Raw genomic sequence first — 23,413 nt, forward strand, 5'->3', positions numbered from 1 at the left:
TGAACTCACGAATCAAAGGCTGGGTGTGCATGCATATCTCGTTGGAGCAACAAGTGGCGCTGGTAACCGGCGCCAGTTCCGGAATCGGCGCCGGTGCGGCCAAAGCCCTGGCGCAAGCCGGCGCCGCGGTGGTGCTCAATTACAACGCCCAGGCCGCCCCCGCCGAAGCATTGGCGGCGCAGATCAATGCCGAAGGTGGCCGGGCGATTGCCATCGGCGCGGATGTGTCCAAGGAAGACGATGTGGAACGGCTGTTCGCCCAGACCCTCGACGCCTTCGGGCACCTGGACATCCTGGTGGCCAATTCCGGCATGCAGAAGGACGCTGCCTTCGTCGACATGAGCCTCGACGACTGGAACGCGGTCATCGGCGTGAACCTCACCGGGCAATTCCTCTGCGCCCGTGCGGCGGTGCGCATCTTCAAGCGCCAAGGCGTACGCGAAGGCGTGTCGCGAGCGGCCGGCAAAATTATCCATATGAGCTCGGTGCACCAAGTGATCCCCTGGGCCGGGCATGCGAACTACGCGGCATCCAAAGGCGGCGTGGAGATGCTGATGCGCACCCTCGCCCAGGAAGTCAGCGAGCAGCGCATTCGTATCAACGGCATCGCACCGGGGGCGATTCGCACCGCCATCAACCGCGCCGCCACCGAAGGCGCGGCATTGAAAGAGCTGCTCAAACTGATTCCCTACGGGCGCGTGGGTGACGTGCAGGACGTGGCCAACGCCGTGGTGTGGCTGGCCAGCGACGCCTCTGACTATGTGGTTGGCAGCACCCTGTTTATCGATGGCGGCATGAGCCTGTATCCGGAGTTTCGCGACAATGGTTGATCTTAAAAACGAACCCCAAAGCGCCATCGATGCCCATGGCATCATCGGCGATATGCGCAGCGCCGCCCTGATCAACGACAAAGGCAGCATCGACTTTTTCTGCTGGCCGGAATTCGACAGCCCGTCGATCTTTTGCGCACTGTTGGACTCGCCCGAGGCCGGCACCTTCCAACTCACCCCAGACCTGCCCAACGCGCGGCGCGAACAGATCTACCTGCCCGACACCAACGTTCTGCAAACCCGCTGGCTCAGCGACAGTGCCGTGGTGGAAATCACCGACCTGCTGACCATCAGCGAAGAGATCGACGACCTGCCGCTGCTGATCCGCCGCGTGCGGGTGGTCAGCGGCAGTGCCACTCTGCACCTGCGTTGCGCGGTGCGTCACGACTATGCGCGAACACCAACCCACGCTGGCCTCGACAACGGCACCGTATGCTTCACCGCCCAGGGCCAACCTGGCCTGCGGTTGTCCGGCAGCCAGACGTTGCAGCTAGACGACAACGCAGCCGTGGCCACCTTCACCCTGAATCAGGAAGAAACGGCCGAGTTCGTATTCGGTGGCCAGGACGACCCACGGGTAGACGGCGGCTGCACCGACCTGGCCCTGGCCCACACCCTCAAGTTCTGGCGCGGCTGGATCGCCCAATCCACCTACCGCGGGCGCTGGCGCGAGATGGTCAACCGCTCGGCCCTGGCGCTCAAACTGCTGACCTCGCGCCGGCACGGTGCGATCATCGCCGCCGCCACTTTCGGTTTGCCGGAAACCCCGGGCGGTGAGCGCAACTGGGACTATCGCTACACCTGGATCCGCGACGCCTCGTTCACCGTCTACGCCTTTATGCGCCTGGGCTTTGTCGAGGAAGCCAACGCTTACATGCGCTGGCTCAGGGGGCGGGTCAGCGATTGCTGCGGCCAGCCGACCAAAATCAACATCCTCTATGGCATCGACGGTCGCCAGGAACTGCCGGAGACCGAGCTGGACCACCTCGGCGGCCACGGCGGCGCCACGCCGGTGCGCATCGGCAACGAAGCGTTCGATCAGATTCAGTTGGATATCTACGGCGAACTGATGGACGCGGTTTACCTGGTCAACAAGTACGGCGAAGCCATCTCCCACGAAGGTTGGAAACATACGGTGGAGGTTGCCGATCAGGTCTGCGAAATCTGGAACCACAAGGATGTCGGCATCTGGGAAATGCGCGGTGAGCAACACCACTTTCTGCACTCGCGCCTGATGTGCTGGGTGGCGTTGGATCGTGCGATCCGTCTGGCCTCCAAGCGCTCGCTGCCGGCACCGTTCGCGCGCTGGGACCAGACTCGCCAAGCGATCTACGCCGATATCTGGAGCAACTTCTGGAACGAAGAACGCGGGCATTTTGTGCAGTACATCGGCAGCACCGCGCTGGACGGTTCGATGCTGTTGATGCCGCTGGTGCGCTTCGTCGCGGCCACGGACCCGCGCTGGCTGAGCACCCTGGAGGCGATTCAGAAAAGCCTGGTGCGCGACGGCATGGTCTACCGCTATCGCAACGACGACAGCCAGATCGACGGCCTGCAAGGCACCGAAGGTGCGTTCGCCGCGTGCTCGTTCTGGTACGTCGAATGCCTGGCACGCGCCGGCCAGGTGGAAAAAGCCCACCTGGAGTTCGAGCAACTGTTGCGCTACGCCAACCCACTAGGCCTGTACGCCGAAGAGTTCGACAACCAGGCGCGCCACCTGGGCAACACGCCCCAGGCGTTGAGCCACTTGGCCTTGATCAGCGCGGCCACGTTTCTGGACCGTAAGCTCAGTGGCGCCAAGACTGTGTGGCAACCGTAAAACCTGCACAGGGCGAGCAGCGCCACGCTGCCCGCCGCTGGCCTTTGAACTACAGTGGGCAGAACCCGAACCACCCATAGGAACCTTCCCATGGCCCTCCTCGCTCCACTGCTGTACGTGCGCACGTCCATGCTCGACATCGCCTATGAAACTCATGGCCCCTTGGACGGCGAGCCGGTGATTCTGCTGCATGGCTTTCCCTACGACCCGCGCGCCTATGACGCTATCGCGCCGCCGCTGGCCGAGCGTGGCTACCGTGTGCTGGTCCCGTACCTGCGCGGTTACGGCCCGACGCGGTTTATCCACGATCAGGTGCTGCGCTCCGGGCAACAGGCAGCGCTGGCGAAGGACTTGCTGGATTTCATGGATGCGCTGGCGATCCCCCGCGCCACCCTGGCAGGCTACGACTGGGGTGGGCGCGCCGCGTGCATCGTCGCCGCACTGTGGCCGCAACGGGTGCGCGCGCTGGTCAGCGGGGATGGCTACAACATTCAGGACATTGCCCAGTCCACCGCTCCACGCCAGCCCGAAACCGAGCATCGCTTGTGGTACCAGTACTACTTCCACACACAGCGCGGCGTCGACGGCTTGACCGCCAACCGCCGTGAATTGTGTGAACTGTTGTGGTCACTGTGGTCGCCGACTTGGTCCGCAGGCCCGAGCCTGTACGAGCAGACGGCGCCTTCGTTCGACAACCCGGATTTTGTCGAGGTGGTGATTCACTCGTATCGTCACCGTTTCATGTATGCGCCCGGCGATCCTGCACTGGAATCGATCGAACAGGCCCTCGCGCAACAACCGGCGATCACGGTGCCTTGCATTTGCCTATGCGGCGCCGACGACGGCGTGGGGCCGCCCTCTGAGGAAGATGAAGACGCGGTGCACTTCAGCGGCGTTTATCAGCGCCGCGTGCTGCCCGGCGTGGGCCATAACATCCCTCAGGAGGCACCGCAGGCGACCCTGGATGCGCTGCTGGAGTTGCTCGCCTAGGCCGGCGCGCTGAAGCGTTCGCGATAGGCCTGGGGCGTCACGTCGAGGGCGCGCAGGAAGCTGCGGCGCAGGGTTTCCTCGCTGCCAAAACCGCACTGCACGGCGATGCGCTTGATCGAGGCGCTGCTGTCGGCCAATTGCCGGCGCGCGGTTTCGACACGGATCAGCTCCACGGCGCGTGCGGGAGTCTGGCCGGTTTCGGCGCGGTAGTGGCGCACAAAGCTGCGCTCGCTCATGCCAGCCTGGCTGGCCAGGGTGGCGATGTTCAAATCGAGGGTGAGGTGTTCTGCGATCCACGCATGCAGTTCGGCGAAACGGCTGCCGCCCTCTTGCAGGGCCAGGGTCGCGCTGAATTGCGATTGCCCACCCGGGCGCTTGAGAAATACCACCAGATGGCGCGCGACTTCCAACGCCACGGCGCGCCCCAGGTCCTCCTCCACCAAGGCCAGGCACAGGTCGATGCCAGCGGTGACGCCGGCGGAAGTCCACACCGAACCCTGCTGGATGAAAATCGGATTGGCCTCCACCGTCAGCGACGGGAAGCGCTTGGCCAGCTCCTCGCAACGCGTCCAGTGGGTCGCCACGCGGCAACCGTCGAGCAGACCGCTGGCAGCCAGCAGGAACGCGCCGGTGCACACCGACGTCATGCGCCGGGTATGCCGGGCCTTATCGCGCACCCACGCCACCAGCGACGGATCATCGGCGGCGTTGTACACCCCCCAGCCGCCGGCGATCACCAAGGTGTCGCACGGCGCATCGACGGCGGGCAGCGGCTCGGCCACCAGCGCCAGGCCGGCAGAGGTCATCACCGGTTCCGTCTGGGCGGCAATCACTGACACGGCATAAGGCAGCGGCAGACCGCGCTGGCGCGCCAGGTCATTGCAGGAGGCGAACACTTGCAACGGCCCGGTGACATCGAGCACTTGGGCATTGGGGAACGCGAGGACGTGGACGGTTCGGGTCATGATTGGCGTGATTTGTGGGCTCAATGGCGTATTCGCCAAAGCCTAGGCCTCTACAGTGAGGCCGTCCACCCCTATCTCGGAGCGTTCTTGATGACCCTGCATATCGGTTTTGTTTTGTTTCCCGGCATCCAGCAACTGGACCTTACCGGCCCCTATGACGTGCTGGGCTCGCTGCCGGACGTCAAGCTGCACTTGGTGTGGAAGGACCTGGCGCCGGTCACCTCCAGTACCGGCCTGGTGTTCACCCCGACCATGACCTACGCCGATTGCCCCGCCTTGGACGTGATCTGCGTGCCTGGCGGTTCAGGCGTTGGCGCGCTGATGGAAGACCCGGTCACCCTGGACTTCCTCAAAGCCCAGGCCGATACCGCGCGTTACGTGACCTCGGTGTGCACCGGTTCGCTAGTGCTCGGCGCGGCCGGCCTGCTGCGCGGTCGCAAGGCCACCACGCATTGGGCCTACCACGATATGCTCGCCCCGCTCGGCGCCATCCCAGTGCAAGACCGCGTGGTGCGCGACGCTAACCTATTGACCGGTGGCGGCATCACCGCCGGGATCGATTTCGCCCTGACCCTGGCCGCCGAGCTGTACAGCCCGGAGGCCGCGCAATTGGTGCAGTTGCAGCTTGAATACGCGCCGGCCCCGCCCTTCAACGCCGGCCGCCCGGACACCGCCCCGCAGGCGGTGCTGGATGAAGCCAACAAGCGCACCGTCGAATCGCGCAAGACCCGTGGCGAGATCACCGCGCGCGCGGCCGCACGCCTGGTTTAAAGGCGGCTTCAAACCGGCCGGGACATCAGCGCCAGGCGCACTGCCAACGCCGTCAACACAGTGGCCAGCCCCCATCTTTGCAGCACGGCGCTGCCTGGCCGGCCACTGAAACAACGGCGGATGCCGCCGCCGCTGATCCCCAGCACGCCATGAAATATCGCAGCGATCAGCGTCAGAACGCCCCCAAGCAGCAACAGTTGCCCGGCAATCGCCCCCGCCTCGGGTCGTACGAACTGCGGCAGGAACACGACAAAAAACAGCAACGCCTTGGGATTGAGCAGACTGTTGAGCATGGCGTACAGGAATACACGCTTGAGCGCCACGGGCTCGACGGCAGCGACCGCATGATCGGGGCGTTTTTGCACGGTTTTGACCGCCAGCCACAGCAGGTAGCCCACGCCGGCATAGCGAATCAGGTCGAACGACGGCGGCCAACCGGCGACCACTGCGGTGACACCGGTGGCGGTCAGCACCGTCAACACTATGTCGGCCACACCGATCCCCAGGCTCGCGGCCAGGCCACCGCGCCAGCCATGGGAGATACCATGGCTGATAACAAACGCCATGTTCGGCCCCGGTGACAGGAGCAACAACAGCACTGCGCCGGAAAAAACCGCCAAGGTTGCAAAATCGATCATGCCCGAGTCGTCCTGGGTGGAAGCCCGTAGATTAATCAGCACGCCCGACCCACACAAAAAATTGATCTGGATACGCTTTGAAGAGTCGCCGGCGCTAAGAACGATTAACGGGACGCCCCTGCCGTCGGGTGGGCAGAACCGCGTAATTTTATGGTCAGTTTGAAAGGTAACTTCTGATCCCTTCCCCCGCACTGTGGCAGGACCTCCAATGGGTCCCGCCAGACCTTTTGTCCCCCTTTCCTACCTCCCTTCGAAAAAGGTTTTTTGCATTGCGCAGGAAAAATCTCAAATTTATTTCTACACTCAAAAGCATATTCAAAGGCGATAGTCTCGAACAAGGAAGATCAATAAAATGCCGAAAGCCACAGCGCCCAACCCTTCTACCAAGCCATTGCGCAGCATCGTCAGCTCGTTGACTAATCCTTAAAGGAAACGCTCCTTAGTTTTAGCCCCGCGTATTCAATTCAATTGGATTGATCCTTTTGAATTGGATAGTTGCGTATTACCCAGCGTGCGGTTGTTCAACTCAGCGCCAATGCAGCTTCCTGCTTAAACGCCGAAACGACACGCCTGGAGTGCAATGAGGGATGTTTTATGCGAAAGAAGTCGTCCGTCGACAGCCTATTTCTAACGCGTGCCGGTTTTGTTGAATTCTTTGTTGTTTTCGTCAAATTGATCCACGGTCTGTCGGCTATTCTGCCGCCGCTGGTGCTGGTGTTTTTCCTGGACCCGATGGCCCCTGAAATGCGCACGCACTTCCTCGGGTTACTAGTGTTCTTTGCGGCGTTGACCATCATTTTGTTTCAGGCGCTGGGCATCTACTCCGAAGAATTGTTCAGTAACCGCATGCGCCTGAAAACCAAGATCAAGGCGTGGTCGGCGGCGTTTTGCATTCTGTTGTTCATGTACCAGATTTTGCAGATGTTCCCACAGTTGACCCCGCGCAACCTGGTGGCGTGGTACATCGCCAGCCTCGGTCTGTTCTGCCTGGAACGCCTGCTGATGCTGCGCCTTTACCGCAACCTGATGCGCAAGGGCAAATACCTGCAACGTACGGTGATTCTGGGCTTTACCGACACCGCTGTGCATGTCGCCGAGCACCTGCAGCGCAACGGCGATATTCGCTCCGGCCTGGTGGGTTTTATCGATGACCGCACCGAGCGCATTCCCAAGGAACTGAGCAACCTGCCGCTGCTGGGCAATACCCGCGACCTGGAAAAGCTGATCCGCGCCGAACAGGTCAACCAGGTGATGATCTGCCTGCCCTGGGCCGCCGAGCAACGCATCCACAGCCTGGTCAACCGCCTGCGGCAGATGTCGGTGAACGTGATGCTGGTGCCTGACATGGCCGCGTTGCGCTACGGTCACAGCCGCATCACCGACGTGGGCGGCATCCTGATGTTCAGCACCTCGCAATTGCCCCTGCGCGGTTGGTCGCCGGTGATCAAGCGTTGCGAGGATGTACTGTTGGCCAGCCTGGCGCTGGTGGCGCTGTTGCCGCTGATGCTGGTGACGGCGATTGCAATCAAGCTCGACTCCAAAGGCCCGGTACTTTTCCGCCAGAACCGCTTCGGCTACAACGACAACGAGATCCGCGTATTCAAGTTCCGCTCGATGTACACCGACCAGAGCGACTTCACCGCCGAGCGTCAGACCACCCGCGAAGACCCGCGCATCACCCGTGTGGGGCGCATTATCCGCAAGACCAGCATCGACGAGCTGCCACAGCTGTTCAATGTGCTGCTGGGCAATATGTCCATGGTCGGCCCGCGCCCCCATGCCACGGCGACCAAGGCGGCGGGCATTCCCTTCGAGGTGGCGGTGAGCGAATACAGCTCCCGTCATCGGGTGAAACCAGGTATTACCGGCTGGGCGCAAATCAACGGCTACCGGGGGGAAACCGATACCCTGTTCAAAATCCAGAAACGTGTCGAGTACGACTTGGAATACATCTCCAAGTGGTCGGTGTGGTTTGACCTGTACATCGTTTTCATGACGGTCCCGGCCGTCCTGTCCACCAAGGAAGTGTATTGATGAATAACCTCAACGGATTAATCCCCTGCATCATTTCCGGTGGGTCGGGTACGCGGTTGTGGCCGGTGTCGCGACAAAATATGCCCAAGCCGTTCATGCGCATGCGTGACGGCCAGAGCCTGTTGCAGAAAACTTTCCAGCGCGCCGCCAAACTGCCCGGCGTGGAAAATGTGCTGACGGTGACCAACCGCGACCTGCTGTTTCGAACCCTCGATGACTACCGCAGCGTGAACAAAGCCCGCTTGCCTCTGGACCTGTTGCTGGAGCCGTTCGGGCGCAACACGGCGGCGGCCATCGCGGTCGCGGCATTGCATGTGCAAGAGCATTTCGGCGATGCGGCGCAGTTGCTGGTGATGCCAGCGGACCACCTGATACTGAATGAAGTCGCGTTCGCCGAAGCCGTGACTCAGGCCCGCGAACTGGCCGACGCCGGTTTCCTGGTGACCTTCGGCATCCAGCCCGACCACGCGGAAACCGGCTTTGGCTATATCGAGCAAGGCGAAGCGCTCACCCACGGTAACCGGGTCAAACGCTTCGTCGAGAAGCCCGATCAGGCCACCGCCCAGGCCTACCTCGACGGTGGCAAACACCTGTGGAACGCCGGCATGTTCTGCTTCAAGGCCAGCACCCTGGTGGATGAACTGGCCACCCATGCGCCCGACGTGCTGCAAGCCGCACGCGCCGCGCTGGAACACAGCCAGAGCCTGCAGAACAGCACCTCGCGCCAGCGTGAACTGGATGCGGAGGCGTTCGGCAAGGCGCCGGATATCTCCATCGATGTGGCGCTGATGGAGAGGTCCAACCAAGTCGCCGTAATACCCTGCGACATCGGCTGGAGCGATATCGGTTCGTGGGAGGCGCTGCGCCAGCTCACACCCAACGACGCCCACGGCAATCAGATCAACGGCGAAGCCATTTTGCATGACGTGCACAACTGCTACATCGACTCGCCCAAGCGCGTACTCGGCGCGGTCGGCGTGCGCGACCTGATCATCGTCGACACCCCCGACGCGCTGCTCATCGCCGACGCCCACCGCAGCCAGGATGTGCGTTACATCGTCGCCGAACTCAAGCGTCAGAATCACCCGGCGTACAGCCTGCACCGCACCGTCACACGGCCATGGGGCACCTACACGGTGCTGGAGGAAAGCAGCCGCTTCAAGATCAAGCGCATCGTGGTCAAACCCTTAGCGTCGCTGTCGCTGCAGATGCATCACCACCGCAGCGAACACTGGGTGGTGGTCAGCGGCGCGGCGCAGATCACCAACGGCGAACGGGAATTTCTGATCAACGCCAACGAATCCACGTACATCCCCGCCGGGCACAAACACCGACTGACCAACCCCGGCATCATCGATCTGGTGATGATCGAGGTGCAGAGCGGCGAGTACCTGGGCGAGGACGACATCGTGCGCTTCGACGACATTTACGGCCGCACCCCGGCCGACGTGAAAAAGTGACATGCGTACCGCGCTGATCATCCCGACCCGTAACGCATCCAGTCACCTGGCGCGATTGCTGCCGGCCCTGGCGATGCAAACCCTGCAACCGGACGAGATGCTGGTGGTGGACAGCGCCTCCAACGATGACACCGCGGCGCGCTTTCGCGCCTTCGGCGCACGGGTCGAAGTGATCGACGCGCGCACCTTCAATCACGGCGGCACCCGCCGTTGGGCCAGCGAACAAGTGGGCGGCGACGCACTGATCGTGATGACCCAGGACGCCATTCCCGCGGCCCCCGACACCTTCGCCAACCTGCTTGATGAGCTGCAGCAGGACCCGCTCAACGGCGTCGCCTATGGGCGCCAGTTGCCGCACCCCGACGCCGGGCTGCTGGGGGCGCAATCGCGGCACTTCAACTACCCGCCCCACAGCCGCAGCAAAAGCCTGGTCGACGCGCCGGAGCTGGGGATCAAGACCTGCTTCAGCTCCGACTCGTTTGCCGTGTACCGACGCAGCGCGCTGCACGCCGTGGGTGGGTTCCCCGTCGATGTGATCGGCAGCGAAGACGCCTACGTCGCGGCGCGCCTGCTGCTCGACGGCTACAAGGTGCGCTACGCCGCCACGGCGCAGGTGCATCACTCCCACGATTACTCACTCATGGACGAGTTTCACCGCTACTTCGATATCGGCGTGTTCTACGGCCGCGAGCCGTGGATCCGCCAAGCCTTCGGCGATGCGGGCGGCGAAGGCAAGCGCTACGTGCTGGCGGAGCTGGCCGCCTTGCGCAAGGCCGGCGCGCTGCACCGCGCGCCCGAGGTGCTGGTGCGCAGTGCATTCAAATGGCTGGGTTACCGGCTTGGCCACCTTGAGCGGCGCCTGCCGGTGTCCCTTAAGCGGCGCATCAGCATGTTTCCCGGGTATTGGAGGTGAGCATCATGACCCACAGGAAGTCCCCCTTGATGAAACGCACCCTGCTCGCCGTGGCCATGCTGGCCCTGGCCGCCTGCAATACACCGGCCCGTATCGAGCCACCGGATGACAGAACCGTCGAGGACGGCAAGCGCGCCCTCGACCAACTGGCGCAGTTGCCGCCGGCGGTGGAACGCATCCGCATCGGCGACCAGCTGCGCATCGTGCGCGACGCCGGCGAGATGCCCACCCTGTCGGCGTTCAACGTCAGCACCATCTACGAGCTGACCCTGTACACCGTGCAAACCGACGGCAAGATCAACTATCCGTTTCTGGGCCCGATCCAGGTCGCCGGACGCCAGCCCTCGGAACTGGCCACCGAGCTGACCCGCAAACTCGCGCCCACCTACCGCGAGCCGCGCGTGACGGTGAACATCAACCAGGCGCCGGCCAACTCGGTGATTGTCGGCGGCGCGGTAAACAACCCGACGGCGGTGCAGATCGCCACGGCCAATACCCTGGAGCAAGCCATCGTCGGTGCCGGTGGGATCAACCCGGCGGGCGACGCCAGCATGGTCGCGTTGCTGCGCGAAGACGCCCAGGGTGCCTACCGCGCGTACTTTCTGGACTTCAGCCAGTTGCTCAAAACCGGTCCCGACGGGCGCAAACCGGTGCGGCTGCAACGTGGCGATGTGGTGTTTGTGCCCAAGTCCAATGTGGGTGAGCGCATCCAGGGGGTGGATACCTACCTGAACCAATTGATTCCGTTCACCAAGTCCATTGGCGTCGGCTACAACTACACGCGCACCAGCGGCGGCAGCAATTAAAAGGAGCGACATCCCATGATCGAGATCCGTTCTTTCCGCGATCTTCTGCGCCTGTTCTTCATCTTCCGCCACGAGTTCAAACTGGCGGCCCTTGCCGCGCTGCTGATCATTTTGCTGGGGGCATTCCTGCTGCCGGCCAAGTACGAATCCACCGCGCGCCTGCTGGTCAAGCCGGGGCGTGACTCGACGCTGCCGATCGAGATCAGCAACCGCCAGGCGCTGGTCATGCCCAGCACCCAGCGCGACCCGATCGTCGACGAGGAGCGCCTGCTGACCGGGCGGCCGATCGTGCGCGCGGTGGCCGAGCACTACCTGGAGGTAATCAATAACACACCGCCGCCGGAAGGCGCCTGGAAGCGCATCAAGTACTACGTCAAGAGCGCCATCGGCGCGGTGTTCGACGGCCTGCGCGTGGTGCTGGAAACCGTCGGCATCGTGGAAAAAACCACCCCGGTGGAACGCCTCGCCGCCAGCCTGGAAAAGAACTTTGACGTCAGCCATGCCGCCGGCTCCACGGTGATGGACATCACCTTCACCTGGGGCGATCCGCAGATTGCCCAAGAGGTGGTCAAGCACTGGGTCGAAACCTATATCAGCGAACGCACCCAGGCCCTGGGGCGCAAAAGTCTCTATGCCTTCTACGAGGGGCAGGTGTCCAACAGCGCCACCGAGATCAAGAGCTACAAGCAGCAGATCCTCACGCACCTGAATCAAATCGGCGCGGCGAGCATCACCGATCGCCTGGAGGATTTGTCCGAGCGCATCAATGTGCTGCGTGGCGAGGTGTTCAACACCACACGTCTGATCGCCTCGTCCGACAGCGCCATCGAGAGCACCCGCAACCAGCTCAAGAGCCAGCCCAAGGAAGTCACCACGGTGCGCCAGATCGCACTCAACCCGCAGCAGCAGGACCTGCGCCGCCTGCTCAACCAGAAGCTGCTGGAAAAGGCCGACATGATGCGCACCTACACTGACAACGCGCCGCCGGTCAAAGCCCTGGATGCGTCGATCAAAGCCATGCAGGCCCAGGTCGCCAGCGAGAGCAACACGGTGCAAAGCTCCGAGAACCGCGCGCCCAACACCCTGGAAATCCACTTGCAGCGGGTGCTGCTGGACGAGTCGAGCAACAATCGCGCCCTACGCACCCAACTGACCCAGCAACAGAAGCAACTGGCCAACCTTGAAGGCCAACGCAAGCAAGCCCTGGAGATTGAACCGGAACTGACCCGCCTGGCCCGCGAGCTGAGCGCCACCGAGCGTAACTACGCGTTGTACGTCGACAACCTGGAGAAATCGCGCATCGACCGCGAGTTGGACAACAGCCAGATCAGCAATATCGCGGTGATCGAAGAAGCCACCCTCAACCCTGGGCGGATCTTCCCCAAAACCCTGGTGATGCTGGTGCTGGCGGTTCCGTTCGCCATCGTCGTCGGCCTGTTGGTGGTGTACCTGTGCTACCTGCTGGATCAGCGCATCCACGACGGTGGATTGGTGGAACGCAAGTTCGGCCTGCCGCTGTGGACCACCCTGCCGGAACTGGACACCAGCACCGCGCAAGGCACCAACGCGTTTAATGCGAGCATCTACCGGCTCTACAGCCTGTTGCGCCCGGACCGCATCGCCGAACAGGGTCTGACGTTGGGACTGACCTCGGCGCGACATGGCGAAGGGGTGACCTTTGTGGTCGAACAATTGCGCCAGCTACTCGATGAAAACGGCATCAACGTAAGGGTCGGCGGCGCTGAGCCGGCGGCGCCGGGCGAAGTGGTGCTGCTGGACGCCTCGGCCCTGCTGGACAACCGCGATGCGTTCATCGCACTGCGCCGCGCCGACCTGATCGCACTGGTGGTGGAAGCCCAGAAGAGCACGGTGCCGGTGGTCGAGCACGCGTTATCGATCCTCAACACTGCGTTCGGCAAAGTCGACGGCATCATCATCAACCGGCGCAAGTTCGAAGTGCCGTCCAAAGTACTCAAGACCATCGCCAAATACCGGGGAGCGTTCTGATGCGTATCGCCCTGCTCGCGCCGCTGCCGCCGGAGAAAAATGGCATCGCCGACTACGCGAACCATTTCCGCACGGCACTCCAAGCGCGTGGCGTGACGGTGCTGACCCCGCTGGCGGGCGTGGCGGGCAACAGCGATGCAATCAGGTCGGCCATCAGCGCCTTTGATTGGCACACCGTGGACTTGGTGCACGCCGAGCTGGGCGGCGGGCGCCTGGGGGAATTCCTGGCCTTGCGTGAACTGCGCAAGGCCTACCCGCGATTGCCCCTGACCGCCACCGTACACGACCCGGAACGAATGGTTTGGCGACGCGAGCATCTGCCATTTCCGTTGAATCTGTTGGAGCGCCTGCCCAGCCCGATGCCTCAGGCGGCCGTGGTGCTGGCCGATCCCTTGACCCTGCGCGAAGAACGTCAGGTGGCCCAAAGCCTTACGCGTCTGATTACCCTTACTCGTCTGGGCGCGGGGTGCCTGAGCCAGCGCATGCAATTGCCCGCCGGCAAAGTGGCGGTGATCAACCATGCCAACCTGGCCATCGACGCGGTTGCGCTGCCGCCGCTGGAGCCTCTGCGCCTGCTGTACTTTGGGTTTATCTACCGCGGCAAGGGCATCGAAGACCTGGTTCAGGCGCTGGCGCACGTATTCAAACAAGACCCGCAGTTGCGCGAACGGGTGCGCCTGAGCCTGGCCGGCGGCACCGCGCCGGAGATGGCTTTCGGCGCGGGCGGCAACTACCTGGAACAGCTCAACGCTCAGATCGTCGCATTGGGCCTGGCCGATGCCGTCGACTGGCAACTGAACCTGCCGGCTGAGCAGATCGCTCAGACCATCCAAGATCACCATGTAATGGTGTTGCCTTACCGCGAATCGAAAAAACTCGGCCTGTTGGGGCGCCAGCGTGGCACCAGTGGTGCGCTGTCCTGGGCCGCCGCTTGCGGGCGCGGCGCGATCACTTCCGATGCCCGCGCCTTTGCCGAGGAAGTGGCCAGCGGCAACGGGGCGATCTATCCCGAAGGCGATGTGGCCGCGCTGAGCGAGCAGCTTCTGAGGCTGGCGCGTCAACCGCTGCTGGCCCGGGACTGGGCCGAACGCGCCGGAGAAATCGGACGCCAGCGTTTGTGGCCTCTGACTGCGGAAAAATTCGTCGAACTGTTCGGTCAAGCCATCGCAGGAGCCCGCCATGGCGCGTAAACGCACGTACCTCGCCAGCCTGGCCGTCGTTGCAGCCTTGAGCCTGACGGCGTTTTTCTGGGGCCGTCCGGCGGATGCCGAAAGCCATGTGCTCAAGGCCGGCAAGCCGGTGGTGTGGAAGGATTTTCTCGGGGTGAACGCGCAGTTCCTATGGTTCAGCCCCGAGCGTTATCAGAAACAGATCGACCGTCTCAAGGCGCTTGGGCTGGAGTGGGTGCGCCTGGACTTGCACTGGGACCAACTGGAGCCGGTGGAGGGGCAATACCGGGTGGCGACCCTGGATCAGTTGGTGCAGAAGCTGCAAGACAACCAACTCAAGTCGGTGTTCTATCTGGTCGGGTCCGCGCCCTTCGCAACTACCGCACCGGTCGGCGCGCCCTATCAGGACCAGTACCCGCCCAAAGACCCGAACGTATTCGCCAACCGCATGCTGTTGCTGTCGCAGCGCTACCCCAGCGTTAACGCCTGGCAAGTGTGGAACGAGCCGAACCTGCTGGGCTTCTGGCGCCCGGTGGCCGACCCGGCCGGGTATGCCAGGCTGCTGACGATCACCGCGACGGCGCTACGCACGGTCAACCCGAGCAAACCGGTGGTGGCCGCCGGCATGGCGTTCTTCGGCGAGATGCCCAACGGCCAGTCCATGCTCGACGCCCTCGGCGCGCTGGGCGTGGCCAGCCTGAACACGGTCATTTCGTACCACCCGTACACCCAGTTGCCCGAAGGCAACGACCCGGCCAACCTGGACTTTGTCGCCAAGACCACCCAGCTCAACCAGGCCCTGCGCAACAGCGGTGTCCAGACCTTGTGGAGTACCGAGTGGGGCTGGTCGACGTACAAAGGGCCCAAGGACGCGCAGGACCTTATCTCAGCGCAAACTCAGGCCGATTACGTAGTGCGGCGCCTGGCCCTGATGAGCGCGCTGGACTACGACAGGATTTTCCTGTTCACCCTCAGCGACCTCGACCAACGCGCCAGCGTGCGCGATCGGTCCTACGGCTTGCTGGACATCGACGCCAACCCCAAGCCGGTCTACACCGCGCTGAAGAACTTCCTTGACGTCAGCGGGCCCACGCTCACTCCCGCCGACCCGCCCAACGCCGAGCGCCTGCCCGATGGCCTGTTCAGCATCGGCTGGACCCGCGCGGACGGGCGCAAGCTATGGTTCTTCTGGTCGGCCAAGGGCGGTAACGCGCACTTGCCCGGTTTGGCCCGCGCCACCCTGTATGACCCGTTGCGCGGCACGCAAACTCCGGTCAGCGGCACACAAGGGCTGACCGTAGCGGTCAAACCGAACCTGCAAATTCTGTTATGGGACTAGAAACGGCCATGCGCATTTTATGGATCCTGCCCTACTCGCCCTGGCCCGCCACCAGCGGCGGCAAGACGCGCCAGTTCCACCTGCTGCGCAGCCTGGCCGCGCGCGGGCATCGGATCACCTTGCTGCTGCACGACAAACACCCGGTGGCGCCAGCCGACCGCCAAATGCTGGAGACGTTTCTCGAACAAGTGATCATTCTGCCGCGCCGCCCGTTGCGCAGCCTCAAGACCTTGGTAGCCGGATTGTTCGCGCCCTACCCGTTGCTGGCCAGCGTCAACGGCCTGTCGGGGCCGCTGCAAAAGCGCTTCGAGCAATTGCTGAAAGAGCCGTGGGACGTGGTGCAGATCGAGCATTCCTACACCTTTGAGCCCTACGAGCAGACGTTGGCTCGACTGTCCCAGCCTTTTGTGCTGACCGAACACAATGTGGAATCGGCCCTCGGCGCCGCGACCTACGACCGTCTGCCGCGTTGGTCGCTGCCCTTCATCCGCTACGACCAATGGCGCTATCAGCGTTGGGAGCAGCGGGTGATGCGCCAGGCCGCCCAAGTGGTGGCCGTTACCCCCAGCGATGCCCAGGTGCTGGAAGGCATCGCCGGCAAACCGGTGGCGGTAGTGGTCAATGGCGTGGACTGCGGCCACTTTGCTGGCGCCCATCCCGACCCTTCGACCCAGCGCGTGTTGTTCCTGGGCAACTACGAATATGCGCCGAATGTGGATGCCATCGAGTGGGCGCTGGACGAGATTCTGCCCAAGGTCTGGGAGTGTTGCCCCGAGGCGCGCATGAGCGTGTGCGGCTTCGGCATGCCTGGCAGTTGGCGCGCGCGCTGGCCGGACTCGCGCATCGAATGGCAAGGCTTTGTGCCGGACCTGCTGCACCTGCAATCGAGCTGTTCGGTGTTCCTCGCGCCGCTGCGCCACGGTGGCGGTTCCAAGCTCAAGGTGCTCGAAGCCCTGGCCGCCGGCCTGCCCTTGGCGAGCACCGAGCAAGGTGTGTCGGGGCTGGATTTGGTGGAAGGTCTGGACTACCTCGGCGGGCAAAGCGCGGCCGGCCTGGCGGATGCGGTGGTGCGCCTGCTGCAGCACCCAGAGGCCGCCGCCGCGATGGGCGACGCCGGCCGCGCCTATGTGCGCCGCGCCCATGATTGGAGCGTTGCCGCCAGCCAGCTGGAGCGTGTCTATGCCACGCTGTTGCCGCACCCGCACGAGGCACCCGCATGCGTATAGGCCTGGATTACCGCACCGTTGGTACATCGCCGCAATCGGGCATCAGCCGCCAGGTGTATGCGCTGGAAAGCGCACTGTACAGCCTGCCGGGCCTCGAACTCGAACGGTTCACCGTGGCGCCCCTGGGCGACGAAGCGCGCTTGCAGGCCCACTGCCCGGCCTGGGGCTGCGCAAAAACCGCCATGCACCAGCCACACAATCGCCTGCGCTTCGAAGCCGGTTTTCTGCCGAGGGCGCTACGCGAGCAGCACATCGACCTGTATATCAGCACGTTCAATATGGGCCTGCCGCTGCCGCCCAAACCACCGGGCCTGCGCACCGTGGTGCTGCTGCATGACCTGTTCCAGATCACCCTGCAGAACTACCACGCCAACCGCCTCAAGGCGCTGATCTACAAGACCAGCGATCGCCTGTCGATCACCTATGCGGTGCATAGCGCCGATCGGGTGTGGACCCCCTCGCAGTACAGCGCCGACGAAACCGCGCGGCTGTTTCCCAAGGCTACGGGCAAGATCCGCGTGCTGCCCAATCAGGTCGACGGGTTTTCCGCGCTGGCCGCCGACCTCACGGCTCGCCAGTTGCCCGCGCGCTATTGGTTGCTGGTGGGCACCCGCGAGCTGCGCAAAAACGTGCCATTTTTGGTGGACGCATGGCAGCAGGCGCGACGCCAATCACCCGCAGTGCCGGAACTGGTGCTGGTGGGCAGCCTCGATCATTTGCCCGAGGCCCAGCGTAGCCTGCCCGGCATTAGGGCCTTGAGCGGCGTGTCGGATGGCGAGCTGCACGCGCTGTACCGCCACGCCTTACGCCTATGGCAACCCTCATACGCCGAGGGCTTCGGCCTGCCGGTGATCGAAGCGCTGAACGTCGGCACGCCGGTGGCTGTGGCCAGCGGCACCTCGCTGGATGAAATCACCCCGCCGACCGCACCGCGTTTCTCCCCCTCAGACGGCCCGGCGCTGGTGCAGTTGATGCTCAGCCTGAGCCAACGGCCCGCTGAGGACTCAGCGGAGCAACGCCGCCTGTGGGCCGAGCGCTTCAATCACCAGGCATATCGCCAGCGCTTGGCCGACCTGATTGAGGAACTGAAGTGAGAGTGAATCTGGCAAGCCTCGTCGCGATCCTTTTCGGCCTGCTGTTTGGCGCCCTGGCCTTGTCGCTGTCACCGGCCAAGGCATTCCTGGCGGTGATTGGCCTGGCGGGCATGGTGACCATTTTGCGCTTCCCGTTATGGGGCTTGCTGCTGTTTGCGGGGCTGGCGACGTTCATGCCGTACTCCACCGTCAATCTGGGCATCCGCAGTACGGTCAGCGAAGCGATCCTGGCCCTGACCTGGGGCGCGATCCTGTGGCACAGCTTGCTGGCGCGCCTGCCCGCCACGCCGAGCCTGGCGTCGCGGCCGACCGACCAGATGCTGCTGGGGCTGATGCTGTTCAGCGTGTTTCCGTTTATCGTCGGCCAGGTCAACATCCAGGCCGACACCAGTGGCGTAGCCAATTGGCTGCGCTGGTTGCTGAACCTGTCGGGGGTATTTCTCGCCGCCAAACTGCTGGTGCAGCGCAAACACCGCGAAGCCTTGGTGATCGCACTGCTGCTGGGCACCCTGGCGATGTTGCTGCTGTCCATCGCCGTGTTCGTGCGCACCCGCTCCGGTGCCGGCATTGCGCCGATCCTGGCGATGTTCAACTACGCCAACTTCGACATGCTCAAGTTCGGGCTGGAAGCCATGTCGTCGCGTATGGGTTCGCCCTGGACCCACCCGAATGCCATCGGCGGGATCATGGCCTTGCTGTTGCCTCTGGCATTCTGCTTCGGCATGACCGAGCAAGGCTGGAAACGCGCCCTCGGCCTGGGCGTGGCGTGCCTTGGCGCGGCGGCGCTGCTGCTGGCCAGCAGCCGTGGCGCGATGGTCAGCCTGGCGTTGGTTTTGATCTGGATGGCCACGCGGCGAGTGCCGTACACCGGGCGCCTGCTGATGATCGGCGCCGCGCTGACAGTAGCGCTGGTGCTGGCCTATCCGCCGTTGCAGGATCGCCTGGCAACCATCTTTTCGTCGAGCAATGCCAGTACGGAGGTGCGCTTCGACGAGTACCGCATGTTCCCGCAGGCGGTGGCGGCGTATCCCCTGGGTATCGGGTTCAAGGCCGACCCACCGGTGCCCGGTTCGCACCTGCTGGGGATCTCCAACCTGTGGCTCAATTACATCTACAAGATTGGTCTGGTGGGCATGCTGCTGTTCGTCGCGGTGACCGTGCGCTGGTGGCGTGAAGCGCGCCCGGATAAAGGCCCGATTCGCCTGACCAAGGACAATGCCCTGTGGTTGGGTACTACGGCCGGGATCCTGGCGGCGCTGGTCAGCGGCTTGTTCGATCACTACTTCAGTTTTGCGGTAGTGATGGTGGCGCTGTTCTGGCTGATGGTGGGGATCAATGTACTGGAGGCGCGGCGGCTGTTTCCGGCGCGCGTGCCGCAGGTCAAGCGTGTGGCTTACGGCAAGCCGCTGCTTGATGGCGCCCACTCCTGATGCTCGGCTCCGCCGCATGGCTGACCGTGGCGACCCTCTTGGGCTTATGCCTGGGGTTTGCGCGCGAATGGCTGCTGGTGGCGGCGTGGGGCGCGGGCGAACGTAGCGACGCGTTCCTGATCGCGTTGTTCCTGCCCGAAGCGCTGCGCATGTCCCTGGCCGGTGGCGTGCTGAGTGCCGCCGCACTACCGCTGTTCCTGGCGCAAAAGGATGCTGAGCGGGCGGATTGGCTGGCGGTGTTGTTTCCGGCCTTGCTGCTGATTGCATTGCTGACCAGTCTGCTGCTGACGCTGTTGGCGCCGTGGCTGGTGCAAATACTGGGGCCGGGGCTGGCCGCCGGTGCCGCCGCCCTGGCCGGCAATAATTTGCAGATCGTTGCCTGGTGCGTGCCGGGGTTGCTGCTGCACGCCTTGTTCAGTATTCCGTTGCAAGCCAACGAACGCTTTGTGCTGGCGGGGCTGGGGTCGTTGCTATTCAACCTGCCGCCGGTGGCCTACCTCGCTCTCGCGGGCAGCGCCACGCAGCCGCAGTCGTTGGCCTTGGCGTGCCTGGTCGGCAGCCTGTTGATGCCGCTGGCGTTGTTGCCATCGATCTGGCGTCAGGGCTGGCGCCCATGGCGCTGGCAACTGAGGCTTGCGCCTTTACGCGAACTGGGCCAGCGCATCGGCCCGCTGTTGTTGAGTAACGGCGCCAGCCAGGGCCTGGCCTTGATTGAACGCCTGGTGGCATCGCTGCTGGGGGAAGGCGCTGTGACCTGGGTGAACCTGGCGCGCAAGCTGATGAACCTGCCGCTGATTGCACTGATGAGCCTCAACCAGGTGCTGCTGGGCATGATGAGCCAGCGTCAAGGCGATGAGCGCCTGGCCTTGCTCAAGCGCGGCCTGGAGACCGCCAGCGTGCTGACCCTGCCCGCCGGCGTCGGCCTGGTGGCCGCCGCGCCGAGCCTGGTGACACTGCTGCTGCCCAAGCACGCGATGGATTCGCCACTGCCGCTGCTGCTGGCTTGGTTTGCCGTGCCGCTAGTGTTCGGCGCCTGGAACGCCTTGCTCGCGCGCTACGCCTACGCCGCTGGCGACACACGCCAGCCGCTGCGCTGCGAGCTGCTGGGCAGCCTGGTCAATGTGCTGTTACTGGGCGCCCTGCCCTTCGTGTTTGGTCTGGCGGGCATCCCTTTGGCCGCACTGGCCGGGGTGATCTGCACCGCGCTGCTGCTGATGCAGCGCCAGGGTTTACTCGCCGAGGTGCCGTGGATGCGCCACTGGCTGCTAAGCGCGCTGGCACTGGGCCTGGCGGCGCTGCTGCTGTTCCCGGTGCAGGGCGCATGGCTGCAGTTGGGGCTAAGCACACTGGCCGGCGCCGTGGTGCTGGTGGGCCTGGGGCTATGGCTCAAGCCGTGGCGTAAAGCATGAGATTGGGTGTGATCGAATGGGAGCACTGAGGTGAAACATCGCTGGATCCAAATGGACATCGCCAAAGGCATCGGCATCCTGGTGATCGTGTATGCCCACAGTTGGTTCGTCGCCAAGTCGCCCGATCTGCTGTATCCGATCCTGGCGTCGTTTGTGTTGCCATTGTTTTTCTTTCTGTCCGGGGTGTTTTTCAAACCGGAACAGCCATTTGTGGAGATGGCGCTGCGCAAGGCCGATGGTCTGCTCAAACCGTTTTTCTTCACCATGCTGGTATATGTGATCGTGCGCGATGTACTGCGCGGCCAACCGTTACTGCCGGATATCGGCGGCGTGCTGTATGCCACGGTGGCCACAATCCCCTGGCAGGCGCTGTGGTTTTTGCCGCATTTCTGGGTGGCGATTCTGTTCAGTTGGTTGCTGCTGCGGCTGATTCAACGTTTACCGCTGGCGGTGAGTTGCGCGGCGATGATCGTACCGCTGCTGCTGGGCATCTGGATGCTGCCGTGGTTCTGGCAACTGCCGGTGACGCTCGGCGAGCACACGTGGGTGCTGCCCGGCTTGCCCTTCAGCCTCGACGTCACGCTGATCAGCAGCGCCTGTTTCGTGTATGGCTACCTATTGCGCGACTGGCTGCGTACCCACGCCGGCTCATGGCTGACGCTGCTGGTGTCGGTGGTGCTGTTCGCCGCGGTGTTCCTCTACAGCCACGCCACCATGGACCTGGCGCAACGTCGCTACGACCACTGGCTGTGGACCAGCCTGCTGGCGCTGATCGGCGTGTACCTGTGCTGGGCTTTGGCGAAGGTGATCATGGTATCGGCCCTGCTCACGCGGGTGATGACCTACATCGGTCAATCCACGTTGATCCTGCTGATCTTCCATGGCGAGATCCAGCACAAGACGGTCGACTTGCTGGTGCGCCTGGGGCTGCATGAATTCGTCGCGGCGTGTATCGGGTTTGGGGTGGCGGTGATCGCGCCGTTGTTGATTGGGGAGGTGATCAAGCGCGTGGCATTCCTGCGGTTCTTCTATTTTCCGTTTCCGCTGCGCAAACAGCGGGCATAGCGGTTGGAGCGAGCACGCTCGCTCCTGCTGACGTCAATCGTCCAATGGTTGCACCGCGGGTTTGCTACCGGGTTTAGCAGGCTTGGCGCCCTTGGCCGGAGCCGGGGCAGGCGCCGCAGGTTGGGGCTCAGGAGCCGCCGCAGCCTCTTTTTCTGCCATGGGCATCTGATCGATGGTACTGAAGAATTCCTTGAGATCGAGGGTGTCCGGCGGCACGGTCCTCTCAAGTTTCTTCGCGCCGTCCTTGCCCACAAGAATCACTTTGGTGCCGCTGCCGGCACCGAGCTTGAGGGCGCGGATCAATGCGTTGGTTTCCGGCGGGGTAAGCTTCTTGTTGTCTTTCGGGTCTTTGGCGAACTTCTCACCTTCAGCTCCGATACTGCCGAACTTGACGGTGTAGAACACCATGCTGCGTTCTTCAAAGGACTGCTTGGTGGCCGGCTCGTCCAGCTCTTTCTTGAGTTTGGCCAACGTATCGTTGCCGGAATCAAGCTCCACCACCACCAGCGGCCGGGCCTTGCCCAAATCCTGCTTGAGCGGGTTGATATCCTCAGCCGCCAACAGCGGCCCCGTAAACGCCATCAAGGTAGCCAGGGTCAGCGACCGGATGAGCATGCGCACCTCCTTTGAATTTCATGCAGGGTTCTTGAGTTTCATGTCTGCGACAGTCAAATTCAAGGATGATTCCTACGGCACTTTGAGAAAGAGTAGGTCAGGACGCCCGTGACGCAAGGGGTTGAGTGGGGCCGCAGGGATTGTTTCGCCTGATTGCAGAATCATCACGACGCCGTCCACTGCGGCCAATGCCGGGCGAACACGGGCGCCACGCCGGGGTCGGCATCCACACGCGCCAAGGTGCGCGCAAAGCCTGGCGCTACGGCGCTCAACGCCTCCCGCGCGGCGTCCCAACGCGACACCGCCGCCGCCATGATGCCCAAGGCATTGGGCTCACCGTTGTTGGCAAACAACTGCTCGGCAAACTGTTCGGCGAATACCACCCAGGCTTGATGCAGATAACGGCGTGTGCCACAGACCAGTTGCGTTTGCACCGCCTCGGGCGCGTCACCCAACCAACGCTGTGGGTAATCGATGATGCCGATCGCCGAGTAGCAATTGGCCGCGATATAAACCAGGCCCCGGATGATCTGCGCGCGGTCGCCGCTCAGCAGGTGCGCGTCGGGGAATGCCAGGCCGAGATGAATCAGGATGGCGGCGCTTTCCGTCAGTACCTGACCATCGGGCATCACCAGCGTCGGGATCTGTTTGAGCGGGTTGATACGCGCCAGGACCTCGCTGCCTTCGCCGTCGTGCCAGGAGCTGGCGTCCACCCGATGCCACGGTACTGCACAACGCTGCAAGGCGATTTCGATCATGCATGAGCCGGATTCGTCGGTGCCGTAGAGCGTATACATCATGGCCTCTCCTTTATGACGGAGCCCCAAGCGTGC

The 23,413-nt window shown here is 63.4% G+C and carries 20 protein-coding genes; 16 read left to right on the top strand and 4 right to left on the bottom strand.

Features of this window, described 5'->3' with window-relative positions:
- Positions 1 to 29: 29 nt before the first annotated feature.
- From ACFZPT_RS23210 to ACFZPT_RS23220, 3 genes are all read left to right on the top strand, one after another.
- The gene (locus ACFZPT_RS23210) at positions 30 to 830 is read left to right on the top strand and encodes a glucose 1-dehydrogenase (RefSeq protein WP_034096822.1); all 801 of its coding nucleotides are present in this window, start codon (positions 30 to 32) and stop codon (positions 828 to 830) included.
- On the top strand, positions 823 to 2,649 hold the full coding sequence (locus tag ACFZPT_RS23215; protein ID WP_034112843.1) for a glycoside hydrolase family 15 protein: 1,827 nt from the start codon (positions 823 to 825) through the stop codon (positions 2,647 to 2,649). Before ACFZPT_RS23210 ends, ACFZPT_RS23215 begins: the two co-directional genes overlap by 8 nt.
- Before the next feature lie 90 nt (positions 2,650 to 2,739).
- Positions 2,740 to 3,639, top strand: a complete 900-nt coding sequence (locus ACFZPT_RS23220; RefSeq protein ID WP_034112841.1) for an alpha/beta fold hydrolase — start codon at positions 2,740 to 2,742, stop codon at positions 3,637 to 3,639.
- Here the strand turns inward: ACFZPT_RS23220 and ACFZPT_RS23225 are convergent.
- On the bottom strand, positions 3,636 to 4,604 hold the full coding sequence (locus ACFZPT_RS23225; RefSeq protein WP_099313183.1) for a GlxA family transcriptional regulator: 969 nt from the start codon (positions 4,602 to 4,604) through the stop codon (positions 3,636 to 3,638). The two genes, ACFZPT_RS23220 and ACFZPT_RS23225, sit on opposite strands and share 4 nt — an antisense overlap.
- A 90-nt stretch (positions 4,605 to 4,694) precedes the next feature.
- On the opposite strand from ACFZPT_RS23225, the gene inhA reads away from it, so the two are divergent.
- Positions 4,695 to 5,375: an isonitrile hydratase gene (inhA, locus tag ACFZPT_RS23230; RefSeq protein WP_034096818.1), complete on the top strand. Its 681-nt coding sequence runs from the start codon at positions 4,695 to 4,697 to the stop codon at positions 5,373 to 5,375.
- An 8-nt stretch (positions 5,376 to 5,383) separates the two neighbouring features.
- On the opposite strand, the gene ACFZPT_RS23235 is transcribed toward inhA, so the two are convergent.
- Positions 5,384 to 6,013, bottom strand: coding sequence for a LysE family translocator (locus ACFZPT_RS23235; protein WP_099313182.1), 630 nt, complete (start codon positions 6,011 to 6,013; stop codon positions 5,384 to 5,386).
- Positions 6,014 to 6,607: 594 nt separating this feature from the next.
- On the opposite strand from ACFZPT_RS23235, the gene ACFZPT_RS23240 reads away from it, so the two are divergent.
- The 12 genes from ACFZPT_RS23240 to ACFZPT_RS23295 are packed head-to-tail and all read left to right on the top strand — an operon-like array spanning position 6,608 to position 21,965.
- The gene (locus ACFZPT_RS23240; RefSeq protein ID WP_047882776.1) at positions 6,608 to 8,047 is read left to right on the top strand and encodes an undecaprenyl-phosphate glucose phosphotransferase; all 1,440 of its coding nucleotides are present in this window, start codon (positions 6,608 to 6,610) and stop codon (positions 8,045 to 8,047) included.
- Positions 8,047 to 9,507, top strand: a complete 1,461-nt coding sequence (locus ACFZPT_RS23245; RefSeq protein ID WP_034096815.1) for a mannose-1-phosphate guanylyltransferase/mannose-6-phosphate isomerase — start codon at positions 8,047 to 8,049, stop codon at positions 9,505 to 9,507. Before ACFZPT_RS23240 ends, ACFZPT_RS23245 begins: the two co-directional genes overlap by 1 nt.
- A 1-nt stretch (position 9,508) precedes the next feature.
- Positions 9,509 to 10,420, top strand: a complete 912-nt coding sequence (locus ACFZPT_RS23250; protein ID WP_034096814.1) for a glycosyltransferase family 2 protein — start codon at positions 9,509 to 9,511, stop codon at positions 10,418 to 10,420.
- 29 nt (positions 10,421 to 10,449) lie between these two features.
- Positions 10,450 to 11,226 (top strand): polysaccharide biosynthesis/export family protein, encoded by a 777-nt coding sequence (locus tag ACFZPT_RS23255; RefSeq protein WP_034112829.1) that lies wholly within the window; start codon positions 10,450 to 10,452, stop codon positions 11,224 to 11,226.
- Between the two features lie 15 nt (positions 11,227 to 11,241).
- The gene (locus tag ACFZPT_RS23260; RefSeq protein ID WP_099313181.1) at positions 11,242 to 13,233 is read left to right on the top strand and encodes an exopolysaccharide transport family protein; all 1,992 of its coding nucleotides are present in this window, start codon (positions 11,242 to 11,244) and stop codon (positions 13,231 to 13,233) included.
- Positions 13,233 to 14,423, top strand: a complete 1,191-nt coding sequence (locus ACFZPT_RS23265; protein WP_099313180.1) for a glycosyltransferase — start codon at positions 13,233 to 13,235, stop codon at positions 14,421 to 14,423. Before ACFZPT_RS23260 ends, ACFZPT_RS23265 begins: the two co-directional genes overlap by 1 nt.
- The gene (locus ACFZPT_RS23270) at positions 14,413 to 15,741 is read left to right on the top strand and encodes a cellulase family glycosylhydrolase (RefSeq protein WP_099313179.1); all 1,329 of its coding nucleotides are present in this window, start codon (positions 14,413 to 14,415) and stop codon (positions 15,739 to 15,741) included. Before ACFZPT_RS23265 ends, ACFZPT_RS23270 begins: the two co-directional genes overlap by 11 nt.
- 8 nt (positions 15,742 to 15,749) lie before the next feature.
- Positions 15,750 to 16,967, top strand: coding sequence for a glycosyltransferase family 4 protein (locus ACFZPT_RS23275; protein ID WP_099313178.1), 1,218 nt, complete (start codon positions 15,750 to 15,752; stop codon positions 16,965 to 16,967).
- The gene (locus ACFZPT_RS23280) at positions 16,958 to 18,061 is read left to right on the top strand and encodes a glycosyltransferase family 1 protein (RefSeq protein WP_099313177.1); all 1,104 of its coding nucleotides are present in this window, start codon (positions 16,958 to 16,960) and stop codon (positions 18,059 to 18,061) included. The genes ACFZPT_RS23275 and ACFZPT_RS23280 overlap by 10 nt, the downstream gene beginning before the upstream one ends.
- 2 nt (positions 18,062 to 18,063) lie before the next feature.
- On the top strand, positions 18,064 to 19,491 hold the full coding sequence (locus tag ACFZPT_RS23285) for an O-antigen ligase (RefSeq protein WP_099313176.1): 1,428 nt from the start codon (positions 18,064 to 18,066) through the stop codon (positions 19,489 to 19,491).
- On the top strand, positions 19,491 to 20,900 hold the full coding sequence (locus ACFZPT_RS23290) for a lipid II flippase MurJ (RefSeq protein WP_099313175.1): 1,410 nt from the start codon (positions 19,491 to 19,493) through the stop codon (positions 20,898 to 20,900). The genes ACFZPT_RS23285 and ACFZPT_RS23290 overlap by 1 nt, the downstream gene beginning before the upstream one ends.
- 30 nt (positions 20,901 to 20,930) lie before the next feature.
- Positions 20,931 to 21,965: an acyltransferase family protein gene (locus ACFZPT_RS23295; RefSeq protein ID WP_099313174.1), complete on the top strand. Its 1,035-nt coding sequence runs from the start codon at positions 20,931 to 20,933 to the stop codon at positions 21,963 to 21,965.
- A gap of 33 nt (positions 21,966 to 21,998) precedes the next feature.
- Here the strand turns inward: ACFZPT_RS23295 and ACFZPT_RS23300 are convergent, their stop codons facing one another.
- Positions 21,999 to 22,580, bottom strand: a complete 582-nt coding sequence (locus ACFZPT_RS23300; protein WP_099313173.1) for a DUF4174 domain-containing protein — start codon at positions 22,578 to 22,580, stop codon at positions 21,999 to 22,001.
- A gap of 164 nt (positions 22,581 to 22,744) precedes the next feature.
- Positions 22,745 to 23,377 (bottom strand): glutathione S-transferase family protein, encoded by a 633-nt coding sequence (locus ACFZPT_RS23305; protein ID WP_034112901.1) that lies wholly within the window; start codon positions 23,375 to 23,377, stop codon positions 22,745 to 22,747.
- Positions 23,378 to 23,413: the final 36 nt, after the last annotated feature.

This window comes from Pseudomonas sp. MD330_10 (genome assembly GCF_042610415.1).
GTDB lineage: Bacteria > Pseudomonadota > Gammaproteobacteria > Pseudomonadales > Pseudomonadaceae > Aquipseudomonas > Aquipseudomonas rhodesiae.

Coding starts and splice junctions, on each gene's coding strand:
- ACFZPT_RS23275 (WP_099313178.1), top strand. CDS start 15,750: ATGCGCATTTTATGGATCCTGCCCTACTCGCCCTGGCCCGCCACCAGC.
- ACFZPT_RS23265 (WP_099313180.1), top strand. CDS start 13,233: ATGCGTATCGCCCTGCTCGCGCCGCTGCCGCCGGAGAAAAATGGCATC.
- ACFZPT_RS23215 (WP_034112843.1), top strand. CDS start 823: ATGGTTGATCTTAAAAACGAACCCCAAAGCGCCATCGATGCCCATGGC.
- ACFZPT_RS23240 (WP_047882776.1), top strand. CDS start 6,608: ATGCGAAAGAAGTCGTCCGTCGACAGCCTATTTCTAACGCGTGCCGGT.
- ACFZPT_RS23235 (WP_099313182.1), bottom strand. CDS start 6,013: ATGATCGATTTTGCAACCTTGGCGGTTTTTTCCGGCGCAGTGCTGTTG.
- ACFZPT_RS23300 (WP_099313173.1), bottom strand. CDS start 22,580: ATGCTCATCCGGTCGCTGACCCTGGCTACCTTGATGGCGTTTACGGGG.
- ACFZPT_RS23250 (WP_034096814.1), top strand. CDS start 9,509: ATGCGTACCGCGCTGATCATCCCGACCCGTAACGCATCCAGTCACCTG.
- ACFZPT_RS23290 (WP_099313175.1), top strand. CDS start 19,491: ATGCTCGGCTCCGCCGCATGGCTGACCGTGGCGACCCTCTTGGGCTTA.
- ACFZPT_RS23270 (WP_099313179.1), top strand. CDS start 14,413: ATGGCGCGTAAACGCACGTACCTCGCCAGCCTGGCCGTCGTTGCAGCC.
- inhA (WP_034096818.1), top strand. CDS start 4,695: ATGACCCTGCATATCGGTTTTGTTTTGTTTCCCGGCATCCAGCAACTG.
- ACFZPT_RS23280 (WP_099313177.1), top strand. CDS start 16,958: ATGCGTATAGGCCTGGATTACCGCACCGTTGGTACATCGCCGCAATCG.
- ACFZPT_RS23260 (WP_099313181.1), top strand. CDS start 11,242: ATGATCGAGATCCGTTCTTTCCGCGATCTTCTGCGCCTGTTCTTCATC.
- ACFZPT_RS23305 (WP_034112901.1), bottom strand. CDS start 23,377: ATGTATACGCTCTACGGCACCGACGAATCCGGCTCATGCATGATCGAA.
- ACFZPT_RS23255 (WP_034112829.1), top strand. CDS start 10,450: ATGAAACGCACCCTGCTCGCCGTGGCCATGCTGGCCCTGGCCGCCTGC.
- ACFZPT_RS23220 (WP_034112841.1), top strand. CDS start 2,740: ATGGCCCTCCTCGCTCCACTGCTGTACGTGCGCACGTCCATGCTCGAC.
- ACFZPT_RS23210 (WP_034096822.1), top strand. CDS start 30: ATGCATATCTCGTTGGAGCAACAAGTGGCGCTGGTAACCGGCGCCAGT.
- ACFZPT_RS23245 (WP_034096815.1), top strand. CDS start 8,047: ATGAATAACCTCAACGGATTAATCCCCTGCATCATTTCCGGTGGGTCG.
- ACFZPT_RS23225 (WP_099313183.1), bottom strand. CDS start 4,604: ATGACCCGAACCGTCCACGTCCTCGCGTTCCCCAATGCCCAAGTGCTC.